Genomic DNA, 26,004 nt, shown 5'->3' with positions numbered 1-26,004 from the left:
GCTTCTTCTTTAAATTCCTTACTGTATTTTCTCAGTTTACTCATTCCTTTCCTCTGCTCTTTTATAAGTTAGTATTTACTTATATAGACTCTCTTGTCTACTCAGAAGGGGGAACTTCATCCCTTCAAAGTTATTTACAACGCTATAAACTCTTAGAAGGAATTGATATTGATAATATTAATCTGCAATTTGAGCAACCATTAATAGATTATCTTTATAAATTAGCAATACGCTATAATGCTCGTGATCTCAAGCGGTTTAACGAACATAAACGCTATTCCGTGATGGTATGCTTCCTAGTAGAAATTAGAAAAATCTTGCTGGATTATCTGGTGAAGATGCATGACCAGTTTGTTCAGGAAATGTTGCGGGAGAGCAAACATATTCATGAGAAAAAATACCGAGAGTTTAGAAAACGGCAAAAGTCGGCCATTGATACAAGACTGAGTGTCACTAATATGATTTTTACCTGGCCAGATGATCAACCATTACAAAAGAAACAAATCATACAGTGTGCTGGTGAAAATAAGCTATTAAATTCAGTCAATGATCTACATGCTTTCAAACAACTCGAAGAGTGTGGATTAGGGGATATATTACTAAACAGGTACCCAAGTTTGCGTAAATACTTTGCAGGATTTATCATCTTGCCATTCGTTGTTAAACATGGTTCCGAACCATTATTAAATGCAATTAATATTATTAGGCAATTAGATAATGGCATAATAAAAAGCCTGCCCAGTAATCTACCAACATCTTTTATACCCAAGGAGTTACACGGTTGTTATAAAAATAAAGATGGTAAGATACAACGTAATGCTTGGGAACTAGGGTTAGCTATAGCAATAAAAGATGCATTACACTCAGGAGATTTATATTTGCCTAAAAGCAAACAATATGTGTCATTTTGGGAATTGATAATGAATGAACATAATTGGCACGAATCCAAGGAAAATGCTTATCAGGAATTACAACAATCACATCCAGAAAATGTAAAAACAGTGCTTGTTACAGGTTTTAATCAAGCTCTAGCTAATGCAAAAAAGAAATTTACCACCGATAATTTTGCTGAAATTAAAAATGGTAAGCTTAACCTAAAACGTGATGATAAGGCGGAAATTCCAGATAAGGTAAAACAACTACAAAAAGTTATTGATTCACGAATGCCTATTATCAGGATTGAACAACTATTAGTAGAAGTTGACCAACAAACTAATTTTACAAGACATTTTATACCAATCCAACAGCATAATGCTAGACCACGTAATTTCTATAAAACCCTAATTGCAGCATTAATTTCTCAAGCTACCAACTTAGGTATAGTAGCTATGAGTTCTAGCGTAGATGGTGTTAGTGTTGACATGTTACGCCATATTTTTCAATTTTATGTGAGCGAAGAAACAATACAAGCAGCAAGTGCAGAGATTGTTAATCAGCATCATCAATTACCATTTGCAGAAATACATGGGGCCGGCAAGCTATCTTCTTCTGATGCACAACGCTTTAAAATGCGTGCGGATAGCCTGTTATCTGCATATTATCCTCGCTATTATGGTTACTATGAAAAAGCAATCGGTATTTATACTCATATATCAGATCAATATTCAGTATTCAGTACTAAAGTAATTTCATGTAGTCCACGGGAAGCATTATATGTTTTAGATGGATTATTAGAAAATAATACAATTCTAAAAATACAAGAACATACCACAGATACACATGGTTATACCGAAATTATTTTTGCTTTATGTTATCTACTGGGTTATCGGTTTATGCCTAGAATTCGTGATTTAAAGGATCAACAACTTTATCGAATTGAGAAGAATGTTGATTATGGTATATTTACACCACTGTTAAATAAGACAGCAGATATTAATATAGTTGAAGAACAGTGGGAGCATATGATTAGAGTTGCTCAATCATTAAAGCAAAAAACTGCTCCGGCCCATGTTATAGTACAACGCCTTACCAATATCTTTCCATTAGATCGGCTATCAAGGGCATTTACTAATTTAGGCCGAATTATTTAAAACCCAATACATTTTACAGTATATTACAGACCAACAACTTCGTAGAAAAGTGCAATTACAATTAAATAAAGGAGAGTACCGCCATAAGCTTCCTAGATGGATATTTTTTGCAAATCAGGGAGAATTTACAACTAATAATTACGAAGAGATAATGAACAAAGCTAGCTGCCTAAGCCTAGTATCAAATGCTATATTATATTGGAATACTTCCAAAATTAAAAATATAGTTGCTGACTTACGGCAAAACGGCGAAGAGATTAATGATGAAATATTAGCACATATTTCTTTATTGCCATACAAACACATTTTACCAAATGGGACTTACTTTATTGGTAATAGGGAAGATGAACAGTGATTTACGGTTATACTAACTAAATTGAATTTAAAACCGTAAGTTTCTGTTCAAATGCTCCCGCTGGTCCTATATAAGCCAGTGAATGATTAAGTAAAAAATTTATTTTCTTATTCCTTTCGATTTATCTCCTAATAAGCTCTTAGCAGGCTAAAAAATATAGAACCATACAATCTTAAAGTAAATAAAGTTAAAAATTATAAAACATATGGTAAAATACCAAATAAGTAATTAAACAGATGTAAAAAATGAAAAATAGCCTTGATACTAAAGCTACAGTTGAAGAGCAAGAAAATTTATTACTAAAAGCGGTAAAAAATGGAAAATTTTATGAAGTAAAAAATCTTCTTAGAAAGCTTAGAGAGCAAGGTATTAAAATAAATTTAAATGCAAGGGATGAGAATGGTAGCACTGCTTTAATGTTAGCAGCCTACCAAAAATATGAAAAAATCATTAAATTGCTTATTAAGAATGGTGCAGATGTAAATGTACAAACTGGTAAAGATACAGTTTTAATAGTATCTATATTCGGTGGCAACAGCAAAATTGTACAAATGCTCTTGGCTAGGGGAGCATTAATAAATGTAAGGGATAAAGATGATAATACGCCTTTAATGATTGCTGAAAAGTTAAAAAATAATGAGGTAATAAAACATCTTAAAAAAGCACAGCTGAGAATAAACCAGGAATTAATTACTGCTGTAGAATTTAAAAATTACAACGAAGTTAATTTACTTATAAACAGAGGTGCAGACGTCAATTTCCAGGATAGTAAAGGTAGAACTGCTTTAATGTGTGCAGCACTTAAAGAACGTATTGATATTGCACAGATTCTGATTGAAAATGGGGCGGATATAAATGCAATGAATAATTATTACCAATCTGCTTTATTGATTGCTGCTCAAAAAGGAAATATAGCTTTTATAAAAATGTTCATTGAGGAAGGAGTAGATTTAAGAAATGAAATAGGTGGATCAGTTTTATGGTGTGCAGTATTTGAAGGACATGAAAAGTTAGTGGAAATACTTATTGATAAGGGAATAGAGGTTTTAGACCCTAGAAATGCTAATGGTGATACCGCTTTAATGGTGGCTATAAACAAAGGCTATATAAATATCGCAAAAATCCTTATTGAAAATGGTGCAGATATACACGTTGCAAATCATGAAGGTATTACTCCTTTAATGTGTGCATCTTTCCATGGGCATACAGATATTGCAGGGTTGCTTATTAAAAATGAAGCGGATGTAAATACTAAGAGCGTTAGGGGTAAAACTGCTTTGTTATTTGCATTATACCAAGACCATAAAGACCTTGTAAAAATACTTATTGATCATGGCAGCAAAATTGATGCGCAAGACAATGATGGTTATACTAATTTAATGCATGCTATTATAGACGAGCAATTAAATGCTGTAAAATTTCTTATTAAGAAAAAAGCAGACTTAAATTTGGTTAATAGTTCTGGTTATACTGCTTTAATGCTTGCTGCACAGAAAAACCTTAAAAATATTGTTAAGACTCTTATTCAGGGGGGGGCCGAAGTAAATTATATGAATAATTGGGGTTTCACTTGTATAGCCTTAGCTGCAAACGAAAGCCATCTTAGTATGATGAATATTCTTATTAAGAATGGAGCAAATATAATTGATAATGTTATAAACCAAGGCATTTTAGCAAATGTTGTAGAGAACGGAGATATTGAGATAGCAAAAATTTTTCTTGAAGCAGGAGTAGATGTAAATACTTCTGATCGTTATGAAAAGACCATTCTGATGATAGCTGTAGAGAAGGGGTATGAAGAGATGATCGATATTCTTATTGAAAATCAGGTAGATTTAGATCAACAACATAGAACTGGTAGAACTGCTTTAATGCTTGCGATAATGATGGAGAAAAGAAGTATTGCAACAAAACTTATTTTAGCCGGAGCCTCTTTAAGAATAAAAGATTGTAAAAATAATGATGCGTTTACGCTTTTAAAAGAAAAAAAGTATTACGATTTATTAAAACTAATTAAAATACGTAAACCCAACTATTTGATTAATACTATAGCCTATGTTCCTTGCAATGATAGAGAATTAGAAAATGAGTCATCTGATGAAGACATTTCAGGTGAATACGAAGAACATATGTTTGAATTTGACACAAGTAATATAAAGTCACTTCCTTTCAAAACTTTCAAAGATATAAAAAAAGATGAACCAAAGCAAAAAGGACCAGTTCTGGGTACCTTAATAAGAGGTGATATAAAGCCAAGAATATCAAAGCAAGGTGATAATATGGAGAGCTATGTAATACAGCCTTTCTTAGAAAAACTTGCTGCAAAAGCTTTTTATGAACCAGATTCTTCAAAGCTACAAAGAGTCGCGGTTAGCTTTGTACTTAATAGACCTAGATCTTTGAGTACAAGGAGAAATCACTGTTTATTTAGTGAGTTGGAGGTGCCTATTGATACATCAATTGAATATAACAGGTTTGGTTTATTTTGGGAGTATGAATGGTATGATAATAAAAACAATATTGTTTCTTTTAAAGAAGTAAGAAGCTTTTATAAACAGCTTAAAAGATATGATGAGCAAAATGGGACAAATAAAGCAGAAACTTTTAGAGAAATTAATGAAGATAAAGTAGAACATATAGTACCATATCAAGCTTTAAGAGAGCGTTTAAAAAATCATGAAAATACTAAAGAATTGGTTACTAGATTTAGAAGTCATGCGCCTAACATTCCTATTTATTTTGGCATTGTTGATAGTGATGTAATCAGTTTTAACAGAATACTTTTATCATATGATCAGATATATTTAGAGTCTAAATTACTTTCAACTGCAATACCGGTAGTTATGACTACTGGCTATGAATTCCCTGCAAAGGCAATAGAATTACCAGAAAACTTTGATAGTAAGATTAAAGAAATGGTACCAGCTTTAAAAGTTGCAAGTCAATTTGATAGAATTACTAGAATAGCTACTGCTAAAGCCTTACCTCTAGGAGTATATTATCCAGAACCTAACTTATATATATTATTACCTGACCAAGAGGAGACTATCCCTGAGTCATTTATAGATAGAAAATCTAAAGAAGGCAGTTTAGAATCAAAAGTGCTTTTAAAGCAAGTTAAAAAAAGAGAAGGTATAAGTAAAGAATCATTTATATTTAGTGCTAAAAACCCTCTTATTACAATGATTCCGGATAGAGCCGCAAGATATATAAGAACATCACAAAAGAACTATATTAGATTTAGTGAAGATTTTAAAAAAGAAAAATTTCAACGAATACTTATAGAAGATATTACAGCCTTAAAAGAAGTAACTCAAACACATGTTCGTACTAACAGCTGGGCTAACTATCTTTTTACACATAAAGTTGGTAGTTTAGGAGGTAGAGGTACGATAATATCTGATATAAGTGGAAGTTACACATCTGGGCATCCATTATTCTGTAGTAGTATAGAAAAAGTAAGGGAGCAAGCGAGGGCTATTGTGAGCGAGCAAGAAAGACTATTGATCACATTAAAAAACAGTCTTCTTCCTAAAGAAAAAATAATACTTATTGAAGCAGCTATTAAAAGTACCCATTTAGCAATTGCTAAATTTATATTAGAAAAAATAGAACTGTTTAGTGATGAAAAGACGATCCTAGCTTCCGAAAAAGAAGATGTTAAATCTAACCACTCTTTTAGAAGTGACTCTGAAATATTAAAAGATATGATACAGGATCTTCAGGAATATATAAGGAAAACAGAAGAAGAAAGAATGGAGATTGAAGCAGAAATGAAAATAGAGGTAGAAGAGGTTATTAGGCAAGATAATCTTTTAAACAATTTTTCTGAATTTATCATAGAATTTAAAAATATTGTTTATCAAATGGAAAGGGGTAGATCCTTGTTTCCAAGGCACTCTTATTATAATAGTCAAGTTGCACAGCAAGAAGAAATTGATACAGAGAAAGTATTTAAGGCTCCGGAATCTACTATAGGAAAAAGAAAAAGAGTGTCTCAAAATGATACAGGCAGCATAGCTACTAAAGAGAGAAATAGAGGCATTTCTTCATCTACTTCAATATTATTGGAGCTTGATTCAGAAAATATAGATAAATTGAGGGAACAACAAAGTAGAAAAGATACTAGCAATCGAACATATACAAATATAGAGGTAGCAAGGCGCGAGAATAATAGGAAATGCAGGGACAAAGGCAAGGAAAAGATATGATAGATGAGGTTTTTTTCCAAGTATATAAGAAGCTTCAATTTAATAGTTAACTGATTAGATTTAATTTGAAAAGGTAAATATTAAATACTAACTAAGATAGTTCATTAGCAAAGTATACAGAGATTGGTAATAAATGCTAACCATAAAAAATGAAATAATAGTAATTTTATAAGCGGATTAAAAAAAATGAAAAATACAAGCCAATCTCAAGAACATAATAATAGTAAGCAGTTAGAAATCTTAGAGAATTACCAAATAGATCTATTGGAAAAACTTAAAGCTAATCCTACAAATAGCATATTAGAAAAAAATAATTGAGGCTGAATCAAGTATAGAGCTATTAAGAGATAGAAGGCAAATAGGGCCCACGCTGGGATTTGGAGAATATCCTACGCTAAGAGATTTATACAGCATAGTATTTTACTGAGTTGTCACCAAAAAAACCCTAAAAGCATATTAAATAAATTATACGGGAGAAAGCTTGTGCTACATTATTTCAGAATTTAACCTTCTCGAGGAGCGGGACGGAAATACCCATATACAGTCAGGATCAGGATTATGCTCTCGAAAAATAAAAGAATATGCGCTATTTTCTCAATCAATAAGTTTATCCAGTAATACAATATCTTAATATAAGTAATACAACTTAAATTAAAATATTTATAATAAGAATAATATATGGATGCTTGCAAGATAATTACTTAGAAAACAGAACTTATAGTAAATTGCTTGATATGGTTTTAATCTATGCGTGCTATAAGTAAAGATAGGCTTAGTGAAATTAATAAAAGAGAAGATAAAGAAAGCTCTTATATAGAGCGATTAAAGTTTCTAAAATCTAGAAGAGATAAGTTACTAAGAATAATAAATGAAGGTAGGGGTAATGTTGAGGTAGAACAGCAACTTGAGCACACTGAAAAGCAAATAATTATAATATCAAATATAGAAAAAGGTAAAGATAAAAAGAATGATGAAATAAAAGAGGAGAATCCTTCGAAGGCTAGTGAAGAAGAATTAGAAATAATATCAGGCACCATAGTAAATGCCAATGATCCAATTTTTATGGATACAAGAGACCTAAAAAACAAATTACAAAGTATAATAATAGGAGTAAATGAGCGATATAAAAAAGGAGATATAGGAGGGAGTTTAAAAAAGATAAAAGAAGGGTTACAGCTAAGTAACAATAGAATAAATACAGGCAAATATTATGAGCAGGAATATGAGTTATTTTTAAAGCTAGGGGAAATATATTCACAAAGTAAGAGTAGGTTAGATTATCCTAAGGCAGTGGGGATATATCATTATTTAATTAAATTAGTAGATAAGTTGTCTGAGGGTATAGATAAGGAGGAAAGGCAATTATTAATAAGGAATAATATAGGGTTAATTGAAGAAAAATTTATTAAAGTTACCAGGGAGGATAAAACTACATCTGAAGAGTATAGAGGTGAAAGAAGTTTAAAGAAGATAGAAAAATATAAAAAAGAATTAACGGAACATAGAGATAGGATAATAGAACAACTAAACGATATAGAAGACTTAGGAATTGTTGAAGGAGAAGAGGAGCTAGATGAGGAGGGATTAAGAATAAGAACGGAAAGAGTTGAGGAAATATATGCAGGTATAAGAGAATTTTTTATAGGAAATGGTGGGTTAATAAAAAGATTACTAGAAGATTGTATTAAAGAGCTAGGTGGGTTACCAGAAATATACGATATAAAGAAAGGAGGTAAAAGGGTAGTAAAATATGCTCCATTTGTTTTGGGGTCAATGGCATTAGGTACTATGACGCCTTGGTCGGATTTTGAATGGGGTATACTTATAGAAGAAGAGCTAGAAAAAGAGGATGAACAAAAAGTTAAAGAGTACTTTAGAAATTTAGCAGTATTGATGCATATCAAAGTTATAAACTTTGGAGAATCACCACTTAGATTATTAGGAGTAGAGGAGTTAAATAACTTTAAGGTATCAGAAAGTGATGCAGAATTTAATTGGTTTTATGATAATTTTACAAACACTGGGTTTAGCTTTGATGGTCCACATTGGCATGCTTGTAAAACACCTTTAGGTAGGCAAAAAGGATTTATAAAAGTTAAAAGTAATGAAAATGGAGGAGAAATTAAGGTAGAATGTATTCCTTACGAATTAATAGGGACTATTAGTGAGTTTGCAAGATTTCAAGAAGAAGACATATGGTGGAAAGAAGACCCACACTTAGTGCAAGCATTATGGCATATAACTCCGATACTAGGCAATAATAAATTAATTAATAGGCATTATGAAAATTTAAAAAAATTTGAAGCTATAATAATAGAAAGAGCTTTTGCTTTGTTAAAGCAAGACTGTCTTAAATATAATCCTCTGGAAGAGCTTGTTAACGAAGATAAGGAAGGGCAAATACTAAAAGTAAAGAAAGAAATTCATAGGTTCACTGATAGGATAGCTGCTGCTCTTGTTAAGTGTAAAGGTAGTATGATTGGTCAGAATATTTGGGCAGGTATAAAATTTTTATCCAAGCATAGTAGCTCTAACCTAAGATTAGACCAAACAAAGCAACTGCTAATAGCGCTTAGTACAGCTGCTGAATTAAGGCTCAGAACATATTCACATAATGGCAGCCAAAGAGAAGACCTTTCCATATTAGCAAGATATCATTCACACCTTGTTGAATGGCCAAAAGAAGTTACTGAGAAAATATTTCACTTAAAAAACATAAAATTATTATATAAATATTACTATATTTTAGTACCTTTATCTGGGGTTATTAGTGGTTCAGAGAATCTCAGCATTTTTGAAAAAAATTATTTTGAAAGTGATATACATTTTAACGTAGAAACTGTGCAAGGTTTTATATATATGAGGTTTTTGAAATATGAAGAAGCTATATATAATTTTGAAAGAACAGATTATAAAAATAATGTAATAATAAGAGACAATTTAATTAGATTGTATCATCAGACGGGAAGGAATTACAAAGCACTTAAACTATGTGATGAGATTATCAGTGATAATATAAATCAAGGCCAAGAGATTCCTTATGCAATTACTTTACTTACTCGAAGTGCCATTTTGGACGGGATAAGCAAATATGAAGAAGCTTTAGAGAATAATTCAAGAAGTTTGAGCATATTTAGAAAACATTACAAAGGTGATCATACTATTATTGCTATATTATTACATAATAGAGGAAAAATATTTCATGATTACCAGATAGATTTTCAAAAGGCTTTAGTGCTTACACAAGAAGCATTAGAAATGAGAGAAAGGTTATACCAAGGTGATAATATAGAGATTGCCCAATCTTTAGTAAATAAAGGTAGCATACTTAGTAAATTAGGAAAAAATAAAGAAGCTTTATATTGTTATGAGCAAAGTTGTGAAATGATCCAGAGAAAATATTGTGGCTATCACCCTCTTATGTTAGATATACTCAATAATAGAGGTAAGTTATTAGTAGAAAAAGAAGAACAAAAAGAAGCGTTGCAATACTTTCAAGAAGACTTACGGATATCTAGAGACCTTTATAAAGAGGATTCTTCTATTGTTGCAGATATATTAAGTAATAAAGGCGCAGTATTAGCAAAGCTTGGCAAGTATAATGAAGCATTTAAGGATTATAATGAAAGTTTAACCATAAGAAAAAAGTTATATGGCCCAGATCATAAAGATATTGCAGATTTATTATATAATATAGGAAACTTATATCTTAACGTAAGGAAATATGAAGAATCTTATAAAAATATTAAACATGCAAAGGAAATGTATGAGAGATTAAAACTTAAAAACCGAACATATTACGAAAAATATTGTGTATGCTTTGTACGCAGTGGGATAGTATGGGCAAATCAAGAGTATTTATCAAATAATTTTATTAAGGCAGAGGAACTTTATAATGAAGCAATTTGTTCTTATAATCTTACAGAAAGCCGGCAATATAGTAAGAACGATATACTGAGAATACATGCTGTACAATTATATAATAAGCACTTTACTGATTTAAGTTTAAATTGTTGCGAGGTACTTAGGGGAATCAGTTATATTAGTAGAGATATTCATCAATTATTATTGTATCTTTATTTGAGCTTTATAAATGCACATAAAGATAGAATGGGAATAGAAGTATATAAAACACACTTAAATGAAGCAAAAGCGATTATAAAATTAAACATAAATAAGAGCGGAGAACCAAAAGCATCTCTAAAAATAGAATATGTAATGTTTCTAATTAGCAATAATTTTTTTGATAGCAAAGAGGAGCTTAAAGAGTTAGCAGATTTATTGGAAGGGCAAAATGTAGTTAAAGAAGATGAACCAGAGTTAGAATATAATTATTCTGATAAATTAACTATAATCCGGCCATTAAAGGAATTGCTGGATAGAAAGTGTACTATATCTGTTAAACCTTATATCTTAGCTTATTACTTATTAATAAAAGTTTATAAAGAATTTGAGGAAATTGATAAAGCTAAGATATTGTTATCAGAATTTGCTACAAAAGTCATGGATATAAAACAACAAGATGCTGAAGTACCTCTAACATTATTAATAGCTAGTTGCAAAGAACTAGACTTCGACTTTCAAAGTAGAATTTACGAAAAAACACTTATGATAGTTAACAATACAATAAATAAATATATTTATTATTCTTAAGCCTTAAGTACCGCACTTTCTGTGCCTACTAATACATTTGCAAATGCTATCTAGCGAGCACAAGAAGAGCTATAGCAGTACTGAATTTAAAGCAATTTAGCAAATCTTATAGGCCAGCTAAAGAATAGAAATAAGAAGGCATAACAGGTTGGTAAAAAAGTATGATAATTAACATTATGGAAAATAAACTACATAAAGCAACCTATGTTATTTTTCTAAGTCCTTCTAAGTATTATTGTAAGCCTATAACATGGATATCTTTAGTTAAAGCATAAGAAATATTCCCAGGATAAATTACAGTAAGGGAATCAAATTCCAAATCATGCATAACAATAAGCATAGAGGGTGTAAGTTTAGGAGCATCCTGATATTTAAATTCAAACCCTAAATTCTTGTTATCTTTAAGTATAAATAGATCCAATTCTGCATTGTTATGATTACTCCAAAAGTAACAATCAATGTATAATTATGGGGGTGTAGATAGTATACATGGTATAAGTATTAATAATGGTTTTGAAGTAGACTTCGAGTCCTTATTTCATTATGCGGGCAAGCTAATTGATTAAATTTAATGTATATCATCAAATTTTTCAATATATATGGCAAAATATGAGTCAATAATGGGTGCACCAAGATATTAAACAAGTTGTTTTGAGGTAAAAATTTAACCAAATCACTTTAAAGAAAATAATATTTATATTTTTAGTTAAGTTAAAGTATAGCTTAATATTAATTTTATAATTTTAATAAAATGTTTAATGACAATGTTATTTTATTATTTAAGGTGTCTAATTAGTAATTTACTCAAGTTATAAGGTAGGGTGATATGAAAAATACTATAGTATTATTTACACCGGTTGAGATCGAGCATAGGAACCTTTTATGTAACTATATAAAAACATTAGTCGATGGTAACTTACTTAGTTTTGCAACTTATAACTCTATCAACTATCTTCTGGAGGCTATAGGCTTTCCTCAAATAGCAGAGGATATAACAATTATTGAGGAGGGCATGGATGGTCAGCTTCCAGCATTATTTAAACATCCAGTGTCTCTAGAACTATTACAACGTGGCTTTGAAAAAGAGTATGCAGAAAAAGTTTTTGAAATATATGATGCTTTTGACAAAATTCCTATCAAAGCAGGGCTTACGGTGCAAGAAGATAAAGCGTTAAACATAAAGCGCTTAGAATTTATCAAGCATGCTATTCACTTTATTATAAATATTAAGCAACTAAAGTTTGTCTATGACCTTTCTAAAGAAGATCAAATACAATTAATGTATTTCTTTACAGATATACAAATACAATTATTTATTAAATCACTAACCGTTCTAACGGAAATAACCGGTGATTTTAGACATCCTTATAAAGAAAAATTAGGACCTGACCCATTTACTTGGGAAACATTTGAACATCTTGGCGGTATATTACAATATAAAAACTATCAAGGCTCTTTTATTGCACCACCAAATCGTACGAAAGAGCAGGTTATTGCAGTAGTGCGTTTTACTAAAGAAATTGATCAAAGGCAACATATTATTAGGCGTGCTTTTAATAGTATATGCAAAGATGACTTACCACAATTACTCGAATTGGTTGAGCATATGATAAAAGATGCCCAAACTTCAAGCTATAACCCCTCCAAGGGCGGTCCTAAAGTTGAATTAATTGCTAGTAAAGCCCTTATTACATGGGGAATGAATCAAGAAGCATTAAATAGCCTTTTAAATTTATGTTTTAATACCCCTCTAGTTCTCCATAATCTACAAAAACTACAAGATAGTAAAGGTAGTAGATATGCAAAAGTAGGTAGCAGCCAAAATAATCCTTTTGCTACATCTTCTCTAGATACCAAGGTTATACAACATGCATTTCTTAATCGGTTAATTGAAATTGGTGAGCTTTGTACTGGAAAATATTTAGAACCAAAATTAAAAAAATTGTTTAACTATCAATTATTCCAATATCTAGTTAAAATTCGTGATGCACTGGTACATCAGGATTCGGCAGGAAATAAAAGAAAGGTGGATGAATTGTTAGGCATGGATCTTTCTTTGCTTGAAAATATTCAAGAATATGAAATGCCAAAATTGTATCAATACTTTACTAATGTATTATGTAGTATATACCATAAAACATTTAGTACAGAACAAGATCCAACAAAATTTTGGGGTTCTCTTTATCAAGAGGCAAAGCGAATAGTATCTCCACAAGAGACGTATACAAAAGCACAGCATTTTGTTTTGAAATTTGCCGGAATGCATAAAAAGCATTTAAAACCTTTGTTAGAAGATTTCTTTCAAGGTTACGCCTGCCTATCTTCAGAGAATAAGAAAGAATTAGAAGTTATATTATCAAAAAAACGTAAACAATGGAATCAATATAAGCAAGCGATAGAAGAAACAGAAATAAAATATCCCATTTTAAAGTCGAGCTGGAAACAAGATTTTCCCTATTTTATACAATTGTATTGTAAATTTTATGATGAACAAGGTGAATACTTAACTAGTTCTCTTTTCAGTATACAAGAAAGAGTAGAGGCTGCTATTACAGCTCTCAATAATATTACTGAAGCAATATCGCTGTATGGTATTAAGCCTTTTGAAGGAGATATTAATAAATGGATAAGTGATAATTACCCTAAACTGCAAGAGTTAAGCAAGCCTTCGCAAGAAAATATTTTTTTACTTAACACCATCAAATATAATGCTGGACAATCTTTACAGCAGATAGATAAAATAAGAGAAATAGTAGGATGCGAAGCATTTAAGAATTTTGATATACTTGGTTTGGAATATGAGCAAAAACTTAGACCTATAAGGAATTTTATTATTCATGGCAATCGGCTCTTAGATACTCCAAAAACTACTCATAGATTAAACTATAATATTAGTGATGAAAAGGGTGAGTTTATTATTAATACAGCAGTACTCTTACTAGATCAGGTGAAATCAGAACTAGCTAAATATAAATCTTTAATTGAATATGACAAAATACAATATAAAGATAATATTATCACAGCACTGGAAACAATTATTCCATTCTCCCAAGCACTCCGTAACCCAGGAAATAATGAATTTTTTTCTAACCTTCCCTTGGATGTTATTACAAATATTCTTTCATTCACCCCTGAAGCCAGAGTTTTATGCCTTCAAGGTATACAAGATTTATTAGAAGCATTTAAGAATACTAAGATAGTACCTCGGAAAGAGATAAGTAAAACCATAAATACTTTAGAACAGAATAAAACACACACAATAAGGTTACAAAACGAGCATAATCAGGGTATTAGTATATAATTATATGGTTTATTAGAAGGTTACCTTTAAGGTAACAAACTTGCTAAAAATTGAATAATATTGGTTAAGGGTTGGAAATCAGCTTTGAACAGATTCATTATTGAATTCTCTGATTCCTTAGTTGCATAATAGCCTATTTGCTTTTATATACTTAATTGCAAAAACTCTTGTTCACACTTAACTGCAAAAGCTTTCATTCTATATCTTTTACTATATTGAAGTAATATCATATTTCTTCTTTGGATCATTTGGGTTTTTTGCAATTTCTACTATTTTTCCTTTCTCAATCATCTGGAGTAGACGAGAGCGTATGCTACGAGCTGAAAAACCTATATTATCAGCAATTTCTTTGGTTGAAAGTGGTCCTCTGGTTAGAATTAATTCTATAATTTTATTTTCTACATTATCCAATATAATTGGTTTATTAGTGCGATATTTATACAAAGTCACCCTAAAATGAGTACCAATCTCTTCAAATTTTGGGGCAGGCAAGCCAGCATATTTACACAACTGGAAATCATTCTCTGTACTCCACTTCCCCATTTTTCAATGAGATGTAGCTCTTGAAACACTCTTGCTATTACCCTATTACGTACTTTAGATATACCAGAAGTGATGTCTTCAACAGTTAATCCAATTGGAAGTAAACCTGGATTTTCAATTTCTATGCGGTTGTTGAATATAGAAACCCTAATAGGGCTGCCGCCAAGCGAATAATCAGTATGGACAATTGAGTTATTATTCCTTCACGGATTGCAACTTTAGGGATCGACCATACTTCCTTATTTCGTATGTCCTCAATTGTTATACTGGTAAGTAAGTGTTTTTGTATGAATGTTATTATTTGTTCAACCGCTATGGGTAAGTGGTCTTTTATTTCCTGGCTATCAACAATATGAGATTTATCTTCCCCATAAAAACACCCAGCTTGTATCCAAGCGTCTGGGAAGTATTTTAGTCTATCTTCACCAAATAGAAGGATTCCTCCTATAGAGGGATATATTTTATCTTGTTCTCTAGCAATAATTCCTAAATTATAATAATCCTTTTCACTCAGGGTTCTATATGGTTTGAAAAGCTCTGAAGCAACCCTGAAGTTGATAACTTCAGAGTTTAATTCATACATAATTTCTTCATCAAATGTCTTAGCAGATAAACTTCTTTTAAGGACATTTATAATTTCTTGGCTAGCAAGTCTATTAGTTGAACCAACTCGAACATAAGTTGAACTCTCAATACCTACACTTTTAAGGTAATAAGGACGATTAGGGCCTGGATAAACTTCAACAATAATAATATGGGTATCTCGCCAGGGAATAATATCTATATTAGGAAGAATACGAGGCTCAATAGAATCACTAATAAGGCTAGCTAGAGCTTCTTCCATTAGCATAGGATTTTGGATACCTATTATATTATGGCTCTTATCATTTATACCGATTACAAGTTTGCCACCCGATGAATTTGAGAAAGCTATTATTGTAGCTAATATCTTAGCTTTTGAATTTAAGTTCTCTTTAAATTCAAGTATCTTACTCTCATGCTGTTTAATTAATTCTTCTACTTTCATACTACGAAAATTACTCTGAACAAGCTCTGAAGTCAATTATTAACATTTATTAGAAGTGATAGAAATAGTAATGTAATATAAAAGGGCTCAAAATCATCCGCGTTCAGAACCATTATTTATATTTAATTTTTCAAATTTCCTAATATTTTGTATTTGTTGCCATGATTGAGGATCTAGAGCAGGCATTCCTTGGATATTAGTTATATTAACATCAGATCCTGCATTAATTAAAGCATCTATTATTTGAAGATTTATATTTCCTTGGCTTAAGGCCGTGGATGTTAAATGTAAAGGTATATTACCGTATCTATCTTGAATATTTACATTTAGCCCCTGCTGGCTTAAGAGTAAGTCACACATTTGATTATTATTGTAAGATACTGCCCAATGTAAAGGTGTCCTGCCATAACTATCTTGAATATTTATATTTACACCCTGCTGGCTTAAGAGTAAGTTACACATTAGAGAATTATTATAAGATACTGCATAATATAAAGCAGAGTTTACATTAGCACCCCATTCTATTAATAATGTATGTATTTTTGGATTGTTATATTTTAATGCTAAAGACAAAGGCGTTTCACCACATTTATTTGAAATATTTACAGCTGCTCCATTATTTAAAAACCATGCACACATATCATAATTGCCCTGTATTACTAAGTTATGTAGAATAGTATTACCATATATATCCGGGATATTTACATTTGCCCCATGGCTTAGGAGCCATTCACACGTATCATTATCATTATTAATTGCTGCATAATATAAAGCAGTCTTTCTATACTGGCCACCTTGTGTGTTTAGATTAGCACCTCTTGATATTAACAAGGTATGTAATCTTGGGTTATTGTATTGCAATGCTAACTGTAAAGATGTATTGCCATATATATCCGGGATATTTACATTCGCCCCATGGCTTAGGAGCCATTCACACGTATCATTATCATTATTAATTGCTGCATAATATAAAGCAGTCTTTCTATACTGGCCACCTTGTGTGTTTGGATTAGCACCTCTTGATATTAACAAGGTATGTAATCTTGGGTTATTGTCTTCCAATGCTAATGCTAGAGGCGTTTCATCATATTTATTGGGAATGTTTATATTCGCGCCTTTGTTTAAGAGCCATTCACACATTTCATAATCTTTATGTAAAACTGCCTGGTGTAAAGGCGTACCACCTTCAATATATCTAGTATTTACACTTACTCCATTTTCTAAAAGCCATTCACATGTATTATAGTCTTTATTTGATAATGCATCAAAGAAAGCGAACTTGCCCAGTTGTGCTTTATTACCATTAATCTTCCTATCATTTTCAATTATAAATTTATATATTCTCGAACCCGGATGTTTTAATGCTAACTCAAAAGCAGTGTCGTTGTGTATATCTTCAGCATCTCTATCTGCGCCTTTCTCTATTAAACGGATAAATAATTCTAAGTTATTATGTTTTATTGCCCAGTGTAGCGCAGTACCTCTATAACCTTTAATTTCGTCTGACTGCTCATTTAATAATATATCTTCTTCTAAAAGCGTATTAATTTGTTCCTGATCATTATTAGCTGCTGCATTAGCAAGTTTATTACCTCTTTCTAATTTTAATAATTCTCCTCCGGCTATAGCTAATGCTGCTCCGGCAAAAGCACCAAAAATTGCTCCAGGTACCCCTCCCAAATCCTGCCCAATCTCATACCCAACACTTATACCTGTACGAACCAATTCCTCATATAAGTTTCTAGCATGCTTCATATTCATTCTTGGTTCACTGCTACTACTTTGAGTAGCTGGTATTTGCGTTAATTTTATGTCATATATTTGACGTTTTGAATTATCTGTTAATGTTTCATATGCTTCCGAGATTTTTAAGAATGCATCATTGCATGCTTGTTTTATATCTGAATCTTTAGATTTAATTTTATCAGGATGACATATTAGAGCTTGTGTACGATAAGCTTTACGAATTTCTTCTTGGGAAGCACTTTGAGAAATACCAAGTATTTCATAATAATTCGCATTTTCATTAACTTTGAGTATTGTAAACCAGTTGTGATCATTTCCCTTCATATCTACTTGCCTGTATGTTTTTCATAAAAGTATCAAAGTAATCATATTTTTAATACAAATATAATATTAAATTTTCTAAATTAATAATTAAGATAAAAATCTATTATTACATTTCTAACCCTATATCCCTATTTCTACTATGACTATTGGATAAGGATTGCTCTGCTATATTATCTTTTTGTTTATCAGGATTCGTTAGCTTATCTATATTAGGCTCTTTGATCCACTCATTATGCTTTTGTGTTTTGTTATTAGTGATTTTATCTACTAAGACTTTTCCTTCATGTTTCATATGTATCTGATGCCTTGCAGTAAGATGTGCTCCTAAATCCTTACCTCCGCCTGCGAGTATATACCTGGTTTTATATTCTTCATTTAGCCTTTCGAACTTCTCTCCCAATGTCTTATCTAAGCTTGTGTACAGCTCTTGTTTCTTAACTATGTCATACTTACTTTGCTTAGCATGTATACCGTTAAGCTCTCTGGACAATAAATCCTTAGCTTGGTATTGTTTGTGCAGTTCTTTTTTAAGTTTAACTACTTCATTCAAGTTCGCTATTGTTTTATTCAGCATCTCTTGTGCTTTGATTCTAAGCTTATTTTTTATCCCAAGTACTGCCGTACCTTTTAGCTTAATTCCTTCTTCACTTAATGTCTCAATTAAAGCTTCATATACCCTGCCCTCAAGTTGGCGCTCTGCTAAAGTAGTATCACTAAGTGATTCTTTGATTCCGTCTCCTACTTCTTTTACAAGATTACTAATCTCCGTATCTATATTATTACATATACCACTTGCTTTCCTTATCTCATTCTTCTTAACTTCTGCTTCACTCTCTAAACCTTTATAGTATTTAATCTGAACATCTAAGATCTCAAACTTCTCTAAATCTTTATCAACCTTATTCTGTGCCAATTCATGCGCTTGTTTAATATCTGCTGCTTGAGCTTTATATTCTTCTTCGTCTATATTTTTGTCAGGATGATAATATGCATTCCTAAGCTCATTAGGTAAACCCTTGATATTTGGAGTAATCTTTTCTTTAAGTTCTCTATACTTTTCTAATGTACCGCTTTGCTCTATTTGTTCCTGCTGCTTATAAGCTATACCTATTTTTAAATAATCTTCCTCTTTAGCTCCCTCTATTACTTTACTGCACTCCTCATACTGTTTAACTGATTTATGTAAAGTACGGTATTCGGTAATCATCTCTCCTATGTTTTCAGGTAAGCTTAAGCGGTTATCTTTAATTATTCCTGTATCTCTTATAGATCCTTCACTCATTACACTTCTTAATGACTCTGCATATCTCATATCTGTAAGTGTAGATATTCCCTTAACCGGTACTGCATCTGCAATCACTCTTTCTAGAGCTTCTTTACCATATTCCTTAATCAGTTGATCAGGATCTTTGATATTATCCGGTAGTTTAGCATATCTAACATTTATATCAGGTGCAAAAGTCTTGAGCTTATCCAGTATCCTAACACCTGCTTCTAAACCTGCATTGTCATTATCTAAACAGAGTGTTATGCTCTTAATCCCTTCTAAAGCTAATAGCTTTATCTGCTCTTCATTTAAACTTGTACCGCCTAAAGCGAGTACACCTTTAATCCCGTTTGCATGTGCATTTAAACAATCGAGCATTCCTTCTACTATAACAGCTTCCTTAAGTCCTTTTACGTTATGTATATTAAGTAAGGTTTTGCTTCTCTCAAGCTCTTTACTATACATATACTTTCCAAAGCTTGAACTTTCGGTGTAATGTAAATCTCTTCCTGCAATTCCGATTACTTCTCCGTTTTTACCCTTAAACGGTATTATAAGCTGATGCGATTGTCCGATATAATGAGTGAGTTTATATGCTTCTTTAATTTTATTATTATGCCACCCATTTGCTCTTAAGTACTTACTCATATCTTTCTTATCAGCTATGTAGCCTAATTCCATATTCTGTATTACTTCTTTGCTATACCCTCTCTCTTTGCTTAGGTAATCGTATACCGGGTTCTTATCTTTAACTAATTGAACTTTAGCATAAGTAAGTATAGCTTCCATTAGCTTGGTATCTACTTTAGCTTTTTCCTCTACTACTTTACTGACAGCCTTTGGTTGAGGTCTTTTATGTATTATTCTCTCACTTTTCTCTGAGAGCCCTGCTTCTTCTAGTAAATATGCTCGCACCTCTGCTTTACTCGCACTTGGCATATAATTATCTTTAACATAATCCCATATTGAGACATTACCTCTTGTATAGTCTATTAATACTCCCGGATTATTAGCATAGACATGTACCTTACCTGCCTTATTCCCTAAAGATCCGTCTGCTTTTTGGGTAGTGGTTGAGACATAAGCATTACCTTTAGCTCTAAAGCCGAACTCAGGAAGCAGTGACGGCAGTCTGTCGTAGAGGTTCCTATATATATCTCTAGTGCTGTGCCTTTCTTGAGAGTATTGCTGCCTCCACTCTTCCTTCTTGCTTTGTACCTTTTTATTATCTTCTTTATGTATACCTTTTTCCAAAAATGATGTGGTGTTAACCTGAGCCTTCTTCTCTTTGTCCCTAGCTTCTTGATTTAAATTGTGAATCTCATGGCCAAGCTCATTTTCTTCTTTCTCGCTCACCTTTATATATGCTTTAAAGCTTCTTTCTTTATATAGCCCAAGCTCTAATAAATCCTTCTTACCGGCAAGCCTAATTTCATGCGGCTTATACTGCCCGAACACTTCCTTAAGTGCGGTTTTATGTCCTATTATCAGCTCCTGTAACTTCTTGCGCTTGACTACATCCTCATAACTTAAGTTATGTGTATATTTTTTATCTTCTTCAAGTAGTGTCTTATAGGTACTTATCCACTTATCCGCTTTAGTATATTTATGGTTAATTTGTTCCTTAATCTTCTCGGAGTAGCTTTTCTCTTCTTCTAACTCTGAGCTATTATTATCTGTACTACTATTATCTGCGTCATTCTTAATTGCTATAAGCTCTCTGTAAAAACTACCTCTAATTGCTTCATTTTCTACTCTTACTATTTCTTTTGCAGATTTTTCTACTAGTAAATCTCTAAATATAGCCTCTTCCTTTAACTCTCCTCTTTCATTAGTAAATCCGCTCCATTCATATACGGTAGGGGCAGTAAATACAGATAATGCTTTTTCATATTCTTGACTTCTGCCTTGGGCTGCTTTAACTGCATTTTCTATTTGTTTAAAATCAAAGTCATGAGTAAATCTCCCAAGCTTCTTCTCAGTATCTTCTTTAGTATATAATGCATTCCTATAATCATGGCTGCTTTGGTACTGATCTATCACTTCTTTAGCCAGTCCAATATTACGCTTTAATAAATCCCTTATCTCAAGATGCGATATAATGTCACTTACTTTATATCCTTCCTTTACTTGCCCTATTTTATTTAGTAATTCTACCGAGTAATTACCTCTTTCTGCTAATTTATCAATCTTCTCGACAATCTTTTCATCCCGGTAAGCTCTTTTTAAATATAGCTCTCTATCGGTTATCTCATGAGTAAGCTTAGCGATTCCCTTTTCTTCTGAGGTAATTTTACCTTCAGTATAAGTAATAGCTGCAATACTTGCTTCTCTCTTTTGCCTATTAGCTTTTATATCTTCATATAAGCTATATAACTCTCCTCTTATCCCTTCTTCTCTTAGCTTACTTCCAAAGTGTAACTTCTCTAGCCTTGCAAAGCTTTTTGCAAATAACTCCGAGCTCTTATAATCTTTAGCCGCATAAGCAAGTGCATGCTTATATAACCCTTCCGTCTTAATCCCCAGCTCCTCAGCCCAAGTATTATATAAGTATCTCTTTTCAGCTCTTGCTCTAAGCACAGAATCTGCAAGCCTGTTCCTTTCTTTAATACTTTCCTTATCTTTACTTTCTACAAGTAATGCATATCTTGCAAAGTCTTCATACTCTTTCTTCTCTAAAGTACTAAGCTCTCCTTTTCTAAGGCCGGCATGTATCTTGATTGTGTTTTGGTATAATCCTGCTTGTTTGATATAGACCCTATGGCCGCTTAAGTCTTCGGATATACTCTTGGCATATTCCTCCCTTTGACTTACAGCTTGCATTAGTTCTCCCCACTTCTTATGCTCAAAGCATTCTACCTCTTCTTCCCTACACCACTCATTTATCTCTGCACTTAAGTTCCTTACCTTTTCAGCAGACCCCATGTATCTAAACACAGTATCAGCTTTTTCAGACCTTATCCCTTTATAATCAGTAACCAGGTCACTTCCTCCATCCCTACTCATTATACTAGTTAAGCTATGCAGATCTTTGAGGTTCTCTTTATCGGCATAAATCTTCATTGACTGCCTAAATCTTGATAGCCCTACATAAGCAAGGTTAGCATTAAATCCTCTACTTGCCAGTACGTTTACCTTTTCTTCTCCAAGTCCCTGTACTGCATGTATAGTTAGTGCATATGCGTATTCCAGTGAGTTGTATTCTTTTAAGTTAATTTCTACTTCTCTATCTCTTCCGTTGATCTTAACTACTACACTTTTATCTTTAAGTTCAATTACCTTTCCTCTACTACCGTTCTTTACATTATAGCTATCATAATCGGTCTTTTTAAATATTACTTCTTCCCCTACTCCTAACTCTTTATTAAACCTTATTTCCTTGCCAAGCTTATCTGTTCCTACCAGGTTATAATGCTTTCTAAATTCAAGATTGCCTCTAAGGATTAATAACTCTCTGGTCGCTTTATTAAGTTGTTTTATATCCGAATTTTTAAAGCTGGTGGTTATTTGCCCCCTTCCGTTCTTCTCATAATTCTCTACATAGTCCCTTGCTAATCTTTCTATCGATTCTTCTTTCTTATCACTCCATACTATATACTGGGCATCAGCGTAAGCGCGCATAGCTTTTTCTACGTTCCACTCGGATAATGCCTCTGTTGCTTCCTGCTGCCACCCTTCTCTTTGTCTATATACTTTGCTAACTAACTGTGCCCCTTCCTTATCAACTAAACCTCTAAATGCAGCACCTTTACCGACGGGAGCAAGCTGAGCATGATCTCCGGCTCCTATAAGCTTAGCTCCTGCTCTTTTTACTTTCTCAACTATCTTTGCCATTTGCGGTACATCCACCATACCTGCTTCATCTAAAATAATTACATCATTCTTAGTCAAAGGTTCTATCTGTGTTTTATTCAACCAAGAATGAATGGTATACGACTCTACTCCTACATCACTGTTTAATGACTCAGCTGCAATCCCTGCAAGTGCTATGCCGGTTACTTTATACCCTTCCTGCTTATAGTAATCAGCAACCGGCTTAAGTACTTTATGAGTCTTTCCGGTTCCGGCCCTTCCTACTACTAAGTTTAATCTTTTATTAGAGGAGATTATATGAGCAACTGCCGCTGACTGTTCGTCATTCGCACCGTATTGTCCTTTGCATTTTTGATATATATCATCGTAATCAGCTTTATATTTCTTAACAAAATTGCTTTCCGCTAATACCTTAGCGTTATTAAACATTAACTCTTCCTGTTCGATGTAATCTTTAAAGCTATAACGGCTATTTCCTTTTAAATCAGCTTGCTCAAGTTTAACTATTTCAGAACAAGAATATATTCTATTTATTATCTGATTATATGCATCACTTTGTCCCTCGGTTAAGTCATGTACTGCCTTCTCAATATCATTATCAGTAAAGGTTGCTTGGCTAAAAAACTTTACGTCTAATACCTTCATCGGATCTTTAAGGAACTTATCAATATTCTTAAGTTTAATCTCTCTGTTAACTTCACATACTTCAGCAACTCCTCCCCTCTCTTCAATCTTTCTCGCGTGATATCCTTCATGTATTGTAGGTTCTATATCAAGACCTCTATCTTTATAAGATAAATGGGTAATCCTTTCTATAAAACCATACCTAGCTAAATGCTCATTTGTAACTTCTGCCCACTGTTCTCTTTCGTATAACTTTGCGCTTTTTTCATTCCACTTTCTGTTCTTATCTCCGAAACCTTCACCTTTAATATCTCGCATAGTTGCCATTATATGTGCATGCGGGTTATTCTCATCATCCATATGTATACTCGCATGAGCTATAATGCCTCGCTCGACAAATACTTTCTCTACATATTCTTTAACTAACTCGATATTACGCTCGGTATTAAATTCCTTCGGTAATGCAATTGTGAAGTCACGACAGAACTGTGAGTCTTTTCTATTTTCTACGTATACAACTTCATTCCATAACACTTCCGCATTCTTAAATCTTAAAGGAGCATTAGCAGGTAAAAATATTTGGCTGAATACTACGCCTTTCTTATTTGTATAGTCATGGGTTATTTCACTAACCTGGCCGGTTTCTTTATCATATACTTTCTCAACTAATCTGCTTGCACTCTTATAAGCAGCAGAAGCAACAACTCGAGGTGATTTGTTCCCTCCTCTACCTTTAACTCCTGCATGAAAATAATATATTGCCACTCGTTCTATTTACCAAACTTAAATATTTAAAAGCAACGTTGTGCAACAACGTATATTGCGCATTTAACCTATCTGATCGAAAGCTTAAATGATGCAGTATATTTCTTCAAGTCTTTCTTTGTTAATTTTTTATACGAGAGAAGGTGGTTATTACTTGGGGGACTCATTGCCGTCCCCCCTGCCCCCGCTAGGATTTATATAAAGGCAAAATTGGCATAGTTATTAAGGATTACTTAACTATTATTTTATTAATTATATCTGCTTTGTCTTATTATTTTCTTTTTGCATTTATGAAGGTTTTATGATATTTTCCTCTCTGCGGTAGAGGCAGGGATGCTAATACTGCAGGCGAAATTGGCGGAGCTTTACTAACTTAAGGCTTCGTCACTGTTCTGGTTAATAATCACAATGGATAATAGATGGCAGAAAGTATAAAAAAGTTAGCAGCATTAGAGCAGAAGAAATTAGATACTCTAGCAAGTTTAGAAAAACAAAAGCAAAAAATTATTGAGGATATTTCTAAAGATATATTTAATGTTTTTTCTAAAACCAATTCTTTAAATATTGATCGGCAAGTTATTGCAGGTTTACTTCTATTCTATAAAGAATTGTTAGAGAATAAAGATCAAAACATGATTGATAAAATTACTAAGTTAGGTACAACTATCTTTCCCAGTAAAAAGCAGATTCAAGAACCTAAGAACACTAAAGAAGCTAATAGCTAGTATATATAAACTTAAATCATCTATGCAGACAGTAAGCCAGATAAAACGTAAGCAAGATGCGCATAGTAAAATACAAATGGGTGGATTAATTGTTAAGGCTGGCCTTGATTATTTACATCCTAAAGAATCTGCAATTCTACTTGGTATTTTAGTTGATGCTAAGCAAAAACTAGACTCAGATGATAAGTATGAGTATTTAGATTATTATCAGAAATTAGGTTTTAAAGAGTTCAGTAAATAATAAAAGCAATTTGCCTACTTTTGTGATATAATTCATTAAAAACAATCTGAGTGTTTGTTATGTTTATAGAAGATTTAATGGTTTTTATTCCGGCTAATGATAACAATAATTCTGAGCTAATTGGGATCACGATAGAAAAAGGATAATATCCTACGCTAAGACATTAAATATACTTCACAGCAATTTGTACAAGCCAGATAAAATGCAGAAAATGCTATTTCAAATAAAACAACCTATACCATAAATGTTGACACGAATGGGCTTGTTACTCCATATATTGAAAAGGCTATAAATTACTTGCGTGTACCTGGCAAAGATTATAATAGGGTATTATAAATATTTATGTGAAAATGTGGCATAAGGCTGCGGCAAGCTATAT

14 protein-coding genes are annotated in these 26,004 nt (G+C 32.3%); 8 read left to right on the top strand and 6 right to left on the bottom strand.

Annotated elements, in window-relative coordinates; translation table 11 throughout:
- From NF27_RS08010 to NF27_RS08000, 5 genes are all read left to right on the top strand, one after another.
- Positions 1-2,030 (top strand): Tn3 family transposase (locus tag NF27_RS08010; RefSeq protein ID WP_204367885.1); only part of this gene is annotated, 2,030 nt, incomplete at its 5' end.
- 10 nt (positions 2,031-2,040) lie between these two features.
- A complete protein-coding gene (locus NF27_RS12835; RefSeq protein ID WP_053332698.1) occupies positions 2,041-2,385 on the top strand; it encodes a Tn3 family transposase in 345 nt (114 codons plus the stop codon).
- A gap of 245 nt (positions 2,386-2,630) precedes the next feature.
- Complete coding sequence (locus NF27_RS08005) at positions 2,631-6,596, top strand: ankyrin repeat domain-containing protein (RefSeq protein WP_039458072.1); 3,966 nt, start codon at positions 2,631-2,633, stop codon at positions 6,594-6,596.
- A gap of 186 nt (positions 6,597-6,782) precedes the next feature.
- The gene (locus NF27_RS13190) at positions 6,783-6,914 is read left to right on the top strand and encodes a hypothetical protein (RefSeq protein WP_275574620.1); all 132 of its coding nucleotides are present in this window, start codon (positions 6,783-6,785) and stop codon (positions 6,912-6,914) included.
- 429 nt (positions 6,915-7,343) lie between these two features.
- Positions 7,344-11,249 carry a tetratricopeptide repeat protein gene (locus tag NF27_RS08000; RefSeq protein ID WP_039458070.1) on the top strand — a complete coding sequence of 1,302 codons (3,906 nt, stop codon included), beginning with the start codon at positions 7,344-7,346 and terminating at the stop codon, positions 11,247-11,249.
- 232 nt (positions 11,250-11,481) lie between these two features.
- Here the strand turns inward: NF27_RS08000 and NF27_RS07995 are convergent, their stop codons facing one another.
- A complete protein-coding gene (locus NF27_RS07995) occupies positions 11,482-11,670 on the bottom strand; it encodes a hypothetical protein (RefSeq protein ID WP_039458068.1) in 189 nt (62 codons plus the stop codon).
- A 591-nt stretch (positions 11,671-12,261) separates the two neighbouring features.
- On the opposite strand from NF27_RS07995, the gene NF27_RS07990 reads away from it, so the two are divergent.
- Positions 12,262-14,550, top strand: coding sequence for a hypothetical protein (locus tag NF27_RS07990; RefSeq protein ID WP_152606881.1), 2,289 nt, complete (start codon positions 12,262-12,264; stop codon positions 14,548-14,550).
- A 210-nt stretch (positions 14,551-14,760) separates the two neighbouring features.
- On the opposite strand, the gene NF27_RS12830 is transcribed toward NF27_RS07990, so the two are convergent.
- The 5 genes from NF27_RS12830 to traA all read right to left on the bottom strand — a co-directional run bounded on the left by NF27_RS12830 (position 14,761) and on the right by traA (position 24,659).
- A complete protein-coding gene (locus NF27_RS12830; protein WP_053332697.1) occupies positions 14,761-15,093 on the bottom strand; it encodes a FaeA/PapI family transcriptional regulator in 333 nt (110 codons plus the stop codon).
- On the bottom strand, positions 14,997-15,212 hold the full coding sequence (locus NF27_RS13320) for an ATP-binding protein (RefSeq protein ID WP_410518032.1): 216 nt from the start codon (positions 15,210-15,212) through the stop codon (positions 14,997-14,999). Before NF27_RS13320 ends, NF27_RS12830 begins: the two co-directional genes overlap by 97 nt.
- A 2-nt stretch (positions 15,213-15,214) precedes the next feature.
- Complete coding sequence (locus NF27_RS07985) at positions 15,215-16,120, bottom strand: AlbA family DNA-binding domain-containing protein (RefSeq protein WP_053332696.1); 906 nt, start codon at positions 16,118-16,120, stop codon at positions 15,215-15,217.
- 93 nt (positions 16,121-16,213) lie between these two features.
- Positions 16,214-18,190, bottom strand: coding sequence for an ankyrin repeat domain-containing protein (locus NF27_RS07980; protein ID WP_039458054.1), 1,977 nt, complete (start codon positions 18,188-18,190; stop codon positions 16,214-16,216).
- Between the two features lie 106 nt (positions 18,191-18,296).
- The gene (gene traA, locus NF27_RS07975; protein ID WP_039458050.1) at positions 18,297-24,659 is read right to left on the bottom strand and encodes a Ti-type conjugative transfer relaxase TraA; all 6,363 of its coding nucleotides are present in this window, start codon (positions 24,657-24,659) and stop codon (positions 18,297-18,299) included.
- A 419-nt stretch (positions 24,660-25,078) separates the two neighbouring features.
- Between traA and NF27_RS07970 the strand changes: the two genes are divergently transcribed.
- Together NF27_RS07970 and traD are read left to right on the top strand one after the other, a co-directional pair.
- Positions 25,079-25,384, top strand: coding sequence for a hypothetical protein (locus tag NF27_RS07970; RefSeq protein WP_039458047.1), 306 nt, complete (start codon positions 25,079-25,081; stop codon positions 25,382-25,384).
- A 22-nt stretch (positions 25,385-25,406) separates the two neighbouring features.
- Positions 25,407-25,625 carry a conjugal transfer protein TraD gene (gene traD, locus NF27_RS07965; RefSeq protein WP_039458045.1) on the top strand — a complete coding sequence of 73 codons (219 nt, stop codon included), beginning with the start codon at positions 25,407-25,409 and terminating at the stop codon, positions 25,623-25,625.
- Positions 25,626-26,004 lie beyond the last annotated feature (379 nt).

Origin of the sequence: Candidatus Jidaibacter acanthamoeba (genome assembly GCF_000815465.1) — a bacterium.
In the GTDB taxonomy this organism is placed as follows: Bacteria; Pseudomonadota; Alphaproteobacteria; order Rickettsiales; family Midichloriaceae; genus Jidaibacter; species Jidaibacter acanthamoebae.
This window is presented reverse-complemented; position numbering and strand designations above follow the sequence as displayed.

Bases quoted from the DNA above. Each gene is read 5' to 3' on its own strand.
- NF27_RS08005 (WP_039458072.1), top strand. From the start codon at position 2,631: ATGAAAAATAGCCTTGATACTAAAGCTACAGTTGAAGAGCAAGAAAAT.
- NF27_RS07980 (WP_039458054.1), bottom strand. From the start codon at position 18,190: ATGAAGGGAAATGATCACAACTGGTTTACAATACTCAAAGTTAATGAA.
- traD (WP_039458045.1), top strand. From the start codon at position 25,407: ATGCAGACAGTAAGCCAGATAAAACGTAAGCAAGATGCGCATAGTAAA.
- NF27_RS07990 (WP_152606881.1), top strand. From the start codon at position 12,262: ATGGATGGTCAGCTTCCAGCATTATTTAAACATCCAGTGTCTCTAGAA.
- NF27_RS08000 (WP_039458070.1), top strand. From the start codon at position 7,344: ATGCGTGCTATAAGTAAAGATAGGCTTAGTGAAATTAATAAAAGAGAA.
- NF27_RS07985 (WP_053332696.1), bottom strand. From the start codon at position 16,120: ATGAAAGTAGAAGAATTAATTAAACAGCATGAGAGTAAGATACTTGAA.
- NF27_RS07970 (WP_039458047.1), top strand. From the start codon at position 25,079: ATGGCAGAAAGTATAAAAAAGTTAGCAGCATTAGAGCAGAAGAAATTA.
- NF27_RS12830 (WP_053332697.1), bottom strand. From the start codon at position 15,093: ATGGGGAAGTGGAGTACAGAGAATGATTTCCAGTTGTGTAAATATGCT.
- NF27_RS13190 (WP_275574620.1), top strand. From the start codon at position 6,783: ATGAAAAATACAAGCCAATCTCAAGAACATAATAATAGTAAGCAGTTA.